Below are 12762 nucleotides of genomic sequence, written 5' to 3'. Positions count from 1 at the left end.
GACGGGCCGTGTGCCCGTCGTCTGGCGGGCTGTTCGCCGTGGGCGCAGCGGTCCGGGCGTCCCCACGGGAGCATCCCAGGCGCGGGCCCGTGAGCAGCGGTTAGCGTAGTCGGCATGCCTGATCAACCGCAGCCGGGGCCGGACGACGACTTCCAGGAGATGCTGCGCAAGCTGCTCTCCGGAGAGGGACAGATCGACCCGTCGCAGCTCGCGGGCGCCGCGGGGCTGCCGAACGACCCGGCGTTCGTCGCGAACCTGATGGGCCAGCTGCAGCGCGCGGCGCAGTCCGGCGGCGACGGCATCGACTTCACGGTCGCGGCGGAGCGGGCGACCGCCATCGCCCGCGACGGCCAGCACCCCGTCGACCCCGCCACCGCGCAGGCGACGGACCAGGCGTTCCAGGTCGCGGCCCTGTGGCTGGACGAGGCGACCTCGGTCCCCGAGCTCACCGCGACGCCGAGCACGTTCACGCGCGAGCAGTGGGCGACCGCGACGACCCCGGTGTGGGCGCAGATCGCCGAGCCGGTCGCGCTGAGCATTGCGAACGCCCTGACCGAGGCCATCGAGCAGCGCGCACCCGAGCAGCTCAAGGCGATGCTCGGGGACGTCTCGAAGGCCATGCGCGGCGTGGGCGGGGCCCTGTTCGCGATCCAGCTCGGGCAGGTCGTCGGGCAGCTCTCGAAGGAGGTCGTGTCCGGTGGCGACGTCGGCGTGCCGCTCCTCGACGAGCAGGTCGCCGCGCTCCTGCCGCAGAACGTGGCCGAGTTCGCCGAGGGCCTGGACGTCCCCGAGGAGGAGGTCCGGATCTACCTCGCGGTGCGGGAGCTCGCCCACGCGCGGCTGTTCCGGTCGGCCCGCTGGCTCCGGCTGCACATCATCACGTCGATCACCGACTACGCGCGGGGCATCCACATCCCGTTCGACCGCGTCGAGGAACTCGCGTCCGAGATCGACCCCACGAACCAGGAGCAGCTCCGCGACGCGCTCGCGTCCGGCGCCCTCATCCCGCCGCGCACTCCCGAGCAGGAGGCGGCGCTCGCCCGGCTCGAGACCATGCTCGCGCTCGTCGAGGGCTGGGTCGACACCGTCACCGCGGCCGCGACCTTCCGGCTGCCGCGCGCCGGCGCGATCGCCGAGATGGTCCGCCGCCGTCGTGCTTCGGGTGGCCCGGCGGAGTCCGCGTTCGCCACGCTCGTCGGCCTGGAGCTCCGGCCCCGCCGACTGCGCGAGGCCGCGGCGCTGTGGCAGCGCGTGACCGAGGAACTCGGCGCCGAGGACCGCGACGCGCTCTGGGCGCACTTCGACGCCGTCCCGACCTCCGAGGACGTGGACGACCCGGAGGCGTTCGTGCTCCGGCTCCGGAACCCGGGTCGCTCGGCCGAGGACGACGCGTTCGACAAGGCCCTCGCCGACCTGCTGGCGGACTCGACGGGCGACCGCCCGCACGAGGACGAGCAGGGCGGGGTCGACGAGCCCCCGACGTCCGACGGGGACACCCCGTCCCGCTGACCCCGACTTCTCCACAGATCGGACCCGTCGCCCCCACCGGGGTGGCGGGTCCGTCATCGTCGGGGCATGGGCATCCGCATCGACCCGACCCTCGAGTTCGTCTGGCGTGACCCGGCGACCGTCCAGCTCGGGGTCGACCCGCCGCGCGCCGTGGTCCCCGTGCCGACCACGGCCGAGGAACGGTTCCTGAGCGCGCTGCGCCGCGAGACCGCGCGTGACGCCCTGGCCGCGCTCGCCCGGACGGTCGGCTGCCGACCCGAGGTCGCGGCGCGGGTGCTCGGGACGGCCTCGCCCGCTGTCGTCGACGTGCTCCCGGAGCCCCTCGCCCGGGTCGAGGTGCACGGCGCCGGTCCGCTCGCCGACACCGTCGCGGAGATGCTCCTCGGCGAGGGCGTGACCGTCGTCCGGACCACGGCGCCGCTCGGCGGGCCGGTGTCCTTCCCCGAGCCGGAGCCCCGGCTGGCCCTGGTCGTGGCCGACCACGTCGTCGACCCGGCACTCCGCGCGGCGTGGACCCGACGGGGCACGCCGCACCTCGCGCTCGTGGTCGGCGACGGACGGGTCCGGCTCGGGCCGTTCGTGGTGCCCGGCACCGGGCCGTGTCTGCAGTGCGTCGAGTACGCCCGCGTCGACGCCGACCCGGCCTGGGCAGCCGTGGCCGCACAGGTCTGGGGGCGTCCGGCAGCGCCGCTCTCCCCCTGGCGCACGGCGGCGGTGGCCGCGGCGGCGACGCGGATGCTCGTGCAGCGCCTACCGTCGACGACGCAGCACCCCCGGGCGGACCAGGTGGTGTTCGACCGGGACGACCTGTCGGTCAGCGTGCAGCCGGTGGCGCCGCACCCTCGCTGCGCGTGTCGAGCGCTGCCAGGAACCGACTCGGCGCCCGGGCTCCGGCACGCGTGGAGCCCTGCCGGGACCACGTCACCGTGACGGACCGGCGCGCACGGGTCAGACCGACGTAGAACAGCCGACGTTCTTCCTCGACCTCGTCGTCGGTCGTGGCGTGCGAGATCGGCAGCAGCCCCTCGGCGGCGCCGACCACGACGACGTGGGGCCACTCCAAGCCCTTCGACGAGTGCAGGGTCGCCAGGGTGACGGCGTCGAGCTCGGGCTCGTGGTGGGTCGCGGCACGGTCGACCAGGTCCTGGGTGAACTGCTGCATGGTCGTGCCGGCCGGCGCTTCCTCGGCCAGGGTCATGATCGCCTGCAGCGCCTCCCACTGGTCGCGCACGGCTCCGGAGCCCTCCGGTGCGGTCGGCGTCCATCCGCTCAGCTGCAGGACGAGCCCCACGCGACGGGTCAGCTCGTCGTCGGTCCGGCGGACGGCCTCGCCGCGCATGTGGTGCACGGCGAGCTTGACCTCAGGCCGGTCGAAGAACCGTGTGCCGCCCTGCACGCGGTACGGGATGCCGGCGCGGCCGAGCGCCGACTCGAGTGCGGCGGCCTGCGCCCCGACGCGGTAGAGCACGGCGCAGTCCCCGAAGGACGCGCCGGCGGCGACCGTCTCGGCGATGCGGCGGGCCACGGTCTGCGCCTCGTCGCCGTCGTGCACGCACGCGAGCACCCCCGGTGCCGGTCCGGACTCGGTGGTCTGCGCGACGAGGTCCAGGGCACCCGGTTGCCCGCGCATCAGGGTGTTGGCCGCCTGCACGACCTCGGGCGTGGAGCGGTAGTTCCGCTCGAGGCGCACGATCGAGCCCCGTGGGAACTCGGAGCCGAAGCCGAGCAGGTAGCGGCTCGACGCGCCCGCGAACGAGTAGATCGTCTGGCTGGCGTCACCGACCACGCAGACGTCGTCCCGACCGCCGAGCCACGCCCGGAGCAGGTCATGCTGCACGGGCGAGACGTCCTGGTACTCGTCGACGACGAAGAACCGGTACTGCTGCCGCACGTACGACGCCACCCGCGGCTCGGACTCGACCATGCCGAGCGTCGCGAGCAGGACGTCCTCGAAGTCCAGCTGGCGGCGGTCGTCCTTGAGCTGCTCGTAGGCGCGCATCAGGTCGACGACCCGGCGCGGAGTCGTGTCACGGGGCATCACACGGTCCGCGGCGGCGGCCTCGTACTCGTCGTAGGACAGCATCTGGACCTTGCGCCACTCGACCTCGGCGGCCAGGTCGCGGAGCACCGGGGTGTCCACGTGCAGGCCGACGGTGTCGGCGGCGTGCGCGATCACCCGCCCCTTGGACTCGACGATCCGGGGGGCGTGCCCGCCGATGGTGTCCGGCCAGAAGTAGCTGAGCTGCGCCATCGCGGCGGCGTGGAACGTCCGCGCCTGCACCGCCCCGGCGCCGAGGGCCCGGAGCCGCGACCGCAGCTCGCCGGCGGCACGCGTGGTGAAGGTCAGCGCGAGGACGTGGCTCGGCGAGTACGTCCCGGTGGCGACGCCGTAGGCGATCCGGTGGGTGATGGCGCGGGTCTTCCCGGTGCCGGCACCCGCGAGGACGGCGACCGGGCCGAGGAGCGTCCGGGCGACGGTCCGCTGCTCGGTGTCGAGGGCGGCGAGGAGCTCGTCCGGTGACGGCGGTCGGACCCCGTCCACGGCGACGCGCGGGTCGGCGCTCACGACGGAGCCCCGCTCACGGAAGAGCCGCCCCGCACCGACGGGACCCGCTCACGGCAGGTCGAGCGGCTCGCCGTACCACTCCTCGATGATGGCGCGGGCGATCGACGTCCGCCCCGGCAGCAGCAGGGTGTCCCCGGCGCGCTCGCGGACATCGTCGCGCGAGAACCACCGCACGTCCAGGATCTCGACACCGTCGGGACGCGCGGTCGACGGGTCACCGTCCACGGCCCGGGCACGGAACCCGACCATCAGGGAAGCCGGGAACGGCCAGGGCTGCGAACCGAGGTACTCGGGCTCCTCGACCCGGACACCGGACTCCTCCCAGACCTCGCGGCGGACGGCGTCCTCGAGCGACTCCCCCGGCTCCACGAACCCGGCGAGCAGCGAGTAGCGGTCGGCGTCCCACGCGGCGTTCGAGCCGAGCAGGATCCGGTCGTCGGCGTCCGTGACCCCGACGATGATCGCGGCGTCGGTGCGCGGGAAGTGCTCGTGCCCCTCGGGGTCGCGGCGGACCCAGCCCCCCGTGACGACCTCGGTCACGGAGCCGGTGCGCGGCGAGAACCCGTGCACCGCGTGCCAGTTCGCCATCGCCACCGCCTCGACCGCGAGACCCTGGTCGCGGGCGGACAGCTCGGTGCCGAACATGCGCAGGCTGACCCAGGCGTCGTCGTCCGGCTCGATCGCGGTCGCGGTCCGGTCGTCGACGAGCACGGCGACGAAGCGTGTGCCCGCGGGAGCGTCGGGAGCGTCCACGACGGCCCGCCCCAGGTACAGCGTCACCGCGTCCTCGGGCACCGCCTCGGCCCGCACGAACCGCAGCGCACCGTCGGTCTCGCGCAGGAGCTCGCCCCGGTGCACGGGCAGCCAGCGGGTCGCCGGGTCGTCGCGCAGGACGCGGTCGAGGTCGGGCGTGGTCCGGAACTCCGCATCGCGGTCGAGTTCGTTGCGGGACAGCGGCAGTCTGGCGGCGAACTCGACGGTCACGGCGGAGGGCTCCTCGGGTCGGCGTGGTCTTCTCGGCGGGAGCCTGTGGAGCGTCCCCGGGGTTCCACAGGCCAGCGTGGCGCACGCTCGCACGTCGACCGCGGACCTACCCTGAGGGGCATGGCGGGATCCCAGTTCACTCTAGCCGCGTTGGCGACGACGGCCGTGTCCGGCCTGCTCGTGACGGGCACACGTCCGCTCGGTTCCGCCGCGTCCGGTGACTTCGAGTCCGCCGTGCTGCGCGAGGCGGACGGCACCCTGTCCGCGATCCGGCGTCCGCGCAACCAGCGGGCCGAAGCGCGTCAGTCCGCCGACCTCGTCGCGATCCGCGCGCTCAGCGCCGGCATCCGGACGCGACTGCCCTTCGCCGTCGCCGAGTACCGCGGCCAGGCTCCGATCGGCTCGACCCGCGCGATCGTCACGTCGTACGTGCCCGGGACCCACCCCGCGCTCCGTGACCTCGGCGAACGCCCGGAGCTCGCCGCGTCGGTCGGTCGCGCCGTCGCCGCGGTGCACCTGCTGCCCACGAGCTTCGTCACCGACGCGGGTCTTCCGTCGCTCACCCCGTTCGAGGTCCTGCGCTCGGCCGTCTCCGTGATGGACCGCGCGGTCGCGACCAAGCTCGTCCCGGCGGCGCTCAAGGAGCGTTGGGAGGGCGCGGCCCGCGACCAGCAGCTGTGGCAGTTCACGCCGACCGTGGTGCACGGCGCCCTCGGCACCGGTGTCCTGCTCGTCGACGGCGACACCGTCACGGGCATGCTCGACTGGGGCGAGCTCCGGCTGGGCGACCCGGCGAAGGACCTCGCGTGGGTGCTCGCCGGTCGGGCGGACACGTTCGACACCGTGCTCGCCGCCTACCAGGCAGCGGGTGGCGGGCGGGACCGCCAGCTCGCACAGCGCGCTCGGGTGTACCACGAGCTCGAGACCGCGCAGTGGCTGCTGCACGGGGTCCAGGCCAAGAGCACCGAGGTCGTCGACGACGCCGTCGCGATGATGCACCGCCTGGTCGACGCGGTGCAGACGCCGAGCGCGGCACCGCTCCAGTCGGTCTCGCCGGACACGATGGAGATCGGCGAGGTCGAGCAGCTGCTCTCCTCCACCGAACGCCGACACGGCTGACGGCCCGACCGGCTGCGGACTGCGGGCTGACGGACTGACGGACTGGAGGCGCGTGGCGGCGCCGCCACGATCCTCCAGTCCGTCATCCGGTCGCGCCCGGATCAGCCGAGTGCCGCGCGCCAGGCGCGCTCGAGCCCGTCCCGGTCCAGCAGGTCGGTCGGCCGCACCTCGAGGTCGTCCGCGACGAAGTAGAAGACGGCATCGACCTCGTCGACCGGCCGCCCGGTGAACTCGGCGTAGGCGACGCGGTACAGCGCGAGCTGCAGCTGCCGTGCCGCGAGGTCCTCGGCGCCGGACGGCGCCTTCCCCGTCTTCCAGTCGACGACCTCGGCGCGCCCGTCGATCTCGTAGACCGCGTCGAGCTTGCAGACGACGCTGTGCCCGAGGAACGGGATGTGGATCTCGCGCTCGACCTCGACGGGCACGCGGTCCGCCCAGCGGGACCGGGAGAACGTCTCCTGGAACGCGGCGAGTCGGCGGGCGTCGTCGTCGGTCACCGCCGCGTCCGCGTCGGCCGCACCGAGCTCGTCGGGATCGAGGTCGAGCTCGCCGTCCCAGGCGTCGAGCGTCTCGAGCGATCCGCCACGGGCCACGCGCTGCTCCACCCACTGGTGGAAGAGCGTCCCCAGGCGGGTCGCCCGGTACGGCCGCTCGGGCATCGGCCGTCGCAGCCGCTCCGCGACGCGCTCCGGCTGCGCGAGGTAGTCCTTGAAGCCCGAGGCCGGCACGCGGTGCGGGATCGCGACCGCGTGCCGGGCGGACCGCTGGGCCTGGCGTTCGGCCAGCAGCAGGTCGATGTCCGCGGCGAAGCGGCCGGCCGCTCCCGGGTTGGCGTTCCGGACCCGTTCGGCCGCCGCGACGACCCGCGTCCCCCGGGAACCGAACGGGGCGTGCGGCCAGGACTGGACAGCGCCGTCGGTGCCGAGCGGGTCCTCCGCGTGCACGGTGCCGTCCGGGACCGCGTCGGCACCGACGACCCCGGCGTCGACCAGGTCGCGCAGGTACCGGCTCGGCTCCGTCGGCCGGACGCCACCGGCCCAGAACGAGCCGGACACGAGCAGGTCGTGCCGCGCCCGCGTGAGAGCGACGTATGTGAGCCGGCGTTCCTCGTCCTCGTTGCGTGCGGCGACCTGCTCGCGGTAGGCGTCGATCGCGTCGACGACCTCCTTCTGGGACGCGCGTCCCCGCCAGTCGAGCCGCGGGAGTTCCTCGGCATCGCCGCGGAACTCGTACGGCAGGCGTCCGAAGCCGAGCCAGCCGGACGAACCCTCCTGCGGCCGGGCCGGCAGCGCGCCCTCGACGAGCCGGGGCACGGCCACGGCGTCCCACTCCAGACCCTTCGAGCCGTGGATCGTCAGGATCTGGACCGTGCCGGCCTCGGGCTCCTCGGACCGCGGCCCCATGTCGTCGCGCCGCGCGGCCGCGTCGATCCACCCGAGGAACGCCCCGAGGTCGGCGCGGTCGTCGGTCGTCACGAAGCCGGCGAGCTCGTCGACGAAGGCGTCCAGGAACGCGCCGCTCCCCTGCTCGTGCGCCGCGACCTCGACGTCGAGCTGCATCTCCTGCACGACGAGCGTGACGAAGTCGACCAGGTCGCCGGCGGCCCGGGCGCGCAGTGCGGCGAGCTGCTGCCCGAGCGCGCGCATCCGGGCCCGGCCCGCCGGACTGATCGCGGCGAGCGCGCCGTGCTCGTCCGGGGCGGTGGCGACGAAGTCCAGGGCGTCGACGATCGACCCGTGCTCGCCCACCGCGACCGACGCCCGGAAGGCCGCCGTCACGTCGTCGTCGAGTCGCTGGTGGGTGTGGTCGCGGCTGAACAGCCAGCGCGCGAGACCGTGCAGCTCCTTGACGTCCGCGGCACCGACACGCCACCGGGCGCCGGCGAGCAGGCGGATGAGGTCGTTCCCTGCGGCCGGGTCGTGCAGCACCCGCAGGCAGGCGACCAGGTCGACGATCTCCGGCCGCTGGAGGAGTCCGCCGGTGCCGAGCACGTGGAACGGGACGCGGTGGTCGGCCAGGGCGCCGGTGAACGCGGCCAGGTCCTTCCGTGAGCGCAGGAGGAGCGCCATCGAGGCGGCGGGGTCGGCCGCGCGGCGCGCGGCGAACCACCGGGCGACGGCGTCGGCTTCCTCCGGCAGGGTCTCCGGGAAGGCCACGTCGACGGTGCCGGCGTCCGCACCGGGTCGCGGGGCGAGGCGCTCGACCGCGACCTCCGACGCGTCGGACAGCGGCCCGACGACGGCGTTCGCCCCGGCCAGCACGTCCACCGGGTTCCGCCAGCTCGTCGACAGCGCGAAGGTGACGGGGACGGTGTCACCGTCGCCGAAGTCCCGCGGGAAGCGCGCGAGGTTCGCCGCGCTCGCACCGCGGAAGCCGTAGATCGACTGGTGGGGGTCGCCGACCGCCATCACCGGGTGCCCGCGGAACAGCCGGGCGAGGAAGCGCGTCTGCACCACCGAGGTGTCCTGGTACTCGTCGAGCAGGACGACGCGGAACCGGGTGCGCAGGTCCTCGACCACGCGGGGGGCGGACTCGGCGGCCGCGAGGGCGAGCGCGATCTGGTCGGAGAACTCGACGAAGCCGCGGTCGACCTTCTGCCGCCGGAACTCCTCGACGAGCTCGACGAGCGGCTCGAGGGCCCCGACGGCGCGCACCGCGTCGGTGACCGCCTTGTACGGGTTGCCGCGGTTGTTGCCCGGCAGCTCGAGCAGGGCGCCGAAGTCGACGGCGAAGCGACGGAGCCGGTCCGGGTCGACCAGGTGCTCGGACACGGCACCGGCGAGGGCGACGACGGCGGCCGTGACGGTGTCGACGTCGCGGTCGAGCCCGGCCAGCCGGTCGTCCCGGGCGGCCACGACGACCCGGCGCGCGAGCTGCCAGGCGGACGGCTCCGTGAGCACCTGTGACTCGCCGTCCCGCCCCACGAGCAGGGCGTTCTCGCGGAACACCGCGTTGGCGAAGGCGTTGTAGGTCGACACGGTCGGCGCCTCGAACGCGTCGCCGGCGTCCAGCAGTCCGATGTCCTCGAGCGCACGGATCCGGTCGTTGATCCGGACCGAGAGCTCGCCGGCGGCCTTGCGGGTGAAGGTCAGTCCGAGGATCTCGCCCGGTCGGACGTACCCGTTCGCGAGGAGCCACACGACGCGCGACGCCATCGTCTCGGTCTTGCCGCTGCCGGCACCGGCCACGACGAGCGCCGGTGCGAGCGGGGACTCGATGACGGCGCGCTGCTGGGCGGTCGGACGGGGGCGTCCGAGGGCGTCGGCGACGGCGTCCGCGTCGCGCTGGGGCGTCAGGGGCGCGTCGACGGTGGGACGCGCCCCAGCGCCGCTCGTGTCCGTCGTCCCGCTCGTGTCCGTCGTCACCAGGTGACCTCCCCCACCACGTGGATCCGGCACTCGACCCCGGTCCGGGCCTTGGCGCAGTGGTCGTCGACGCGCGCCAGGAACGTCCGGCCGGCCATGCCCCGGGCGACCTCGTGCAGCCGCTCCCGGTACGCCGCACGCGCCTCGTCGTCGAACGCGTGCTGCGTGCGCTCCGAGTAGGCCGAGCCGCTCCGCGGGTTCTGCACGAACACGAGCCGTGCATCGGCCATCGAGGACCCGGCCGGGACACCCTCGACCGCACCGTCCTCGACCGCGAGCTGGTACGCGCCGAGCTGCGGGTGCGCGGGCATGTCGTTCTTCTCGCTCGGCATCGAGCGGCCGGTCTTCAGGTCCACGACGCTGACGCGCCCGTCCGGGTCGACCTCGATCCGGTCGATGCTCCCCCGCAGCCGCGCCGGGCCGGTCTCGAGCGCGAAGGACGTCTCCGCGCCGAGCAGTCGACGCCCCGCCCCGGCGAAGGTCCGGAGGTAGTCGCTGAGGCCCTCGATCATCCGACGGGTCCGGGCCCGCTCGCGGTCGGCGACCCACGGCGACTCGAAGGTCAGCTCGCCCCACCGCGCCTCGACCCGTGCCCACAGGGACTCGACGTCGACGTCGGTCGCGTGCTCCATCGTCTCGTGCACGATCGTGCCGATGCCCATCGCCGGACTCGGAGCGCCACCGCCGAAGGTCTGCACGAACCAGTGCACCGGGCACTCCTCGAACGTGCCGATCCGCGACGGCGACACGGAGACCGCCGGTGCGACCGGCTCGCCGCCCTCGTGCAGGGGTGCCGGCGGGGCGTCGAGGTCGACGAGGGGGTCGTCGGTCGTGGGCTCGGCGAGTCCGTACCAGTCGTCCGGCGAGGCGCCCGGCACCTCGGCCTCGGCGAGCCGGGCGAGGGCCGACGCCGCTTCGGGATCGCCGGTCGTCACGACCCGGCGCCGCAGCGACCCGGCGAGCCCGCGGAGCGAGAGCGGGTGCGCGGCGGGCTGGCGGTCGGGCGGCACCGGGACGAGCCGGACGAAGGGCGACGGCGCCTCGTCGTCGTTCGCGACCGTGCCGACGACGACCTGGGTGGTGGCGCGGGACACCGCACGGGCGAAGAGCCGCAGCTCGTCGGCGACCACGGCGGCACGGTCGTCGACGGGACCGTGCGCGATCCCGTTCGCGGCGCGCACGAGCCCGTCCGGGTCGAGCAGGCTGCCCCGGACGCGGGTGTTCGGCCAGACGCCGTCCTGCAGCCCGAGGACCACCACGACGTCGCACTCGAGCCCGATCGTCGCGGACGGGGTCAGCACGCGGACCCGCCCAGCGGTCCGGTCGGGTCCGATCGAGTCCTCGGGCAGGTCCGCCCCGAGCAGGTCGTCGACGAAGACGCGTGCCGGAGCGTCCGGCGTCCGCTCGACGAAGCGTTTCGCGGCGGTGAAGAGCCCGACCACGGCATCCAGGTGCCGGTCGGCCTCGGCCGCACCGACACCGCCCGCCGCCGACTGTCCTCCCCAGACCCCGGCCAGCCCGCTGCGCTCCCACAGTCCCCAGAGGATCTCCTCGATGCTCGCCCCGCCGTCCGCGTCGGCACGCGCCTGCACCAGGCTGCGGGCCAGACGGGTGGCGCGACGGGCGAACCCGGCGTCGACGGTCGCGAGCCGTTCCGGCGCCCCGAGCGCCTCGACGAGGAGCTCGTCCGCCGTCCGGGTCCCGCCACCGGCGAGTTCCTCGCGGCGCAGGGCGAGTCGGAGTCGGCGCATCGCGAGGGTGTCGAGTCCGCCGAGCGGTCCCGTGGCGAACGCGGTGGCCAGGTCGGCGTCGAGCGGCAGGACGTCGAGCGACACCGCGGCAGCGTCGAGGAGCGCACGTGCGGCGGAGTCGTCGCGGGGTCGGACCGGAGCGGCACCGGCGGTGGCGGGGACCTCGGCGACGGAGAGCGCACGGACGAGCTCGGGGATCGCCGCACCGCTGCGGGTGACGACGGCCATCCGGTGCCACGGCACCCCGTCGAGCAGGCGGTGTTCACGGAGGCGTCGGGCCACGGCGACGACGAGCGCCGACCGGCTGCCCGCCTCGAGGTGCAGCACCGCGTCGGAGCGGGCGTCGGTGGTCGACGCGGCGGCCGTCCGCTGGCGACCGGCCGCCGCGGCGCCGATGCGGCCCGTCACGGCGCCGACGAGCTCGCGGATCGGAGCCGGGTGCCGGTGCACGGTCCCGAGGACGATCTCCTCGACCCGCGGCACGCCGAGGCGCACCGCGAGCCGACCGAGCACGTCCGGTTCGGCTCCGCGGAACGCCGAGGACGCGATGTCCGGGTCGCCGAACGCGACGACCTGCGTGCCGGACCGGGCGAGCGCGCCGAGCAGTGCGACCTCGCCCTCGACCAGCTCCTGGGTGTCGTCCACCACCACGAGCCGCAGTGCCGCGACGCTCGGTGGGGCCTGCCCGCGGAGCACCGCGGCGGTGGCGTACGCGACGAGCTCCGCCGCGTCGAGCGAGGTCGAGCGGAACGCGGTGAGCGCCGCGCGGTACTCGTCGACGAAGTCCCCGACCGCACGCCACTCGGGTCGTCCTGCCTCGTCCCCGAGCTCCCGCATGTCCTCGGGCTCGATGCCGGCCGCCACCGCACGCATCATGACGTCCCGGAGCGCCGTCCGGAACCCGGCGCGCTCGCGGACGACCGCGGTGATCGGCTCCGGCCACGCGGGCCCGGTGCCGTCAGCGTCGTGCCCGGCGAGCAGGTCACCGATGATCCGGTCCTGCTCGCCACCGGTCAGGAGCGTCGGCGCGTCCTGACCCTGGGCGGCGGCCGCGTGCGCGACGACCTGGAAGGCGAGCGAGTTCACCGTGCGCGCGAGGGCACCGGGGACCACCCGGTCGACCGTGGCGGCCAGTCGGTCCCGCAGGGCCGTGGCGGCGGTGCGCGCCGACGTCAGTGCGACGACCGTGGCGTGGCCGTCCGACGAGACCGCGTCCGACCGGTTCATGCGCCGGGCGACGAGTCGGGCGAGCGTCGTGGTCTTCCCGGTCCCCGGCGCACCGAGGACCGCGGCGTGGGCCCCGTCCGGCAGCGCGAGGACGGCGTCCTGCGCCGGGTCCGCCCCGAGCGGCCGGACGACGTCGGTGTCGTCGGGCGTGGTCGTCAGCAGGGTCCGGGGCACGGCCACACGCTACCGAGCACGGCCGACAGCCACGGTCCCGCGCCAACGCGTGCGCCCGCGGCGAACG

7 protein-coding genes are annotated in these 12762 nt (G+C 74.9%); 3 read left to right on the top strand and 4 right to left on the bottom strand.

Features of this window, described 5'->3' with window-relative positions; genetic code table 11:
- Positions 1-114: 114 nt before the first annotated feature.
- Positions 115-1509 carry a zinc-dependent metalloprotease gene (locus DEU32_RS01130; protein WP_114848979.1) on the top strand — a complete coding sequence of 465 codons (1395 nt, stop codon included), beginning with the start codon at positions 115-117 and terminating at the stop codon, positions 1507-1509.
- Positions 1510-1575: 66 nt separating this feature from the next.
- Positions 1576-2439: a TOMM precursor leader peptide-binding protein gene (locus DEU32_RS01125; protein ID WP_114848978.1), complete on the top strand. Its 864-nt coding sequence runs from the start codon at positions 1576-1578 to the stop codon at positions 2437-2439.
- Here the strand turns inward: DEU32_RS01125 and DEU32_RS01120 are convergent.
- Positions 2324-4075, bottom strand: coding sequence for an ATP-dependent helicase (locus DEU32_RS01120; RefSeq protein WP_114848977.1), 1752 nt, complete (start codon positions 4073-4075; stop codon positions 2324-2326). The two genes, DEU32_RS01125 and DEU32_RS01120, sit on opposite strands and share 116 nt — an antisense overlap.
- Before the next feature lie 48 nt (positions 4076-4123).
- Entirely contained in the window at positions 4124-5059 is a 936-nt protein-coding gene (gene nudC, locus DEU32_RS01115) for an NAD(+) diphosphatase (protein ID WP_114848976.1), read from the bottom strand.
- Positions 5060-5179: 120 nt separating this feature from the next.
- Between nudC and DEU32_RS01110 the strand changes: the two genes are divergently transcribed.
- Complete coding sequence (locus DEU32_RS01110; protein ID WP_114848975.1) at positions 5180-6178, top strand: phosphotransferase; 999 nt, start codon at positions 5180-5182, stop codon at positions 6176-6178.
- Positions 6179-6279: 101 nt separating this feature from the next.
- On the opposite strand, the gene DEU32_RS01105 is transcribed toward DEU32_RS01110, so the two are convergent.
- Both DEU32_RS01105 and DEU32_RS01100 read right to left on the bottom strand, forming a co-directional pair.
- Positions 6280-9543 (bottom strand): ATP-dependent DNA helicase, encoded by a 3264-nt coding sequence (locus DEU32_RS01105; RefSeq protein WP_114848974.1) that lies wholly within the window; start codon positions 9541-9543, stop codon positions 6280-6282.
- Positions 9540-12695: a UrvD/REP family ATP-dependent DNA helicase gene (locus DEU32_RS01100; protein WP_181819155.1), complete on the bottom strand. Its 3156-nt coding sequence runs from the start codon at positions 12693-12695 to the stop codon at positions 9540-9542. Before DEU32_RS01100 ends, DEU32_RS01105 begins: the two co-directional genes overlap by 4 nt.
- Between the last annotated feature and the right edge of the window lie 67 nt (positions 12696-12762).

Origin of the sequence: Curtobacterium sp. AG1037, assembly GCF_003349855.1 — a bacterium.
Lineage (GTDB): Bacteria > Actinomycetota > Actinomycetes > Actinomycetales > Microbacteriaceae > Curtobacterium > Curtobacterium citreum.
Note: the sequence above shows the minus strand (reverse complement) of the source record. Positions and strands in the feature narration are given on the sequence as shown.

Bases quoted from the DNA above. Each gene is read 5' to 3' on its own strand.
- DEU32_RS01130 (WP_114848979.1), top strand. From the start codon at position 115: ATGCCTGATCAACCGCAGCCGGGGCCGGACGACGACTTCCAGGAGATG.
- DEU32_RS01125 (WP_114848978.1), top strand. From the start codon at position 1,576: ATGGGCATCCGCATCGACCCGACCCTCGAGTTCGTCTGGCGTGACCCG.
- DEU32_RS01110 (WP_114848975.1), top strand. From the start codon at position 5,180: ATGGCGGGATCCCAGTTCACTCTAGCCGCGTTGGCGACGACGGCCGTG.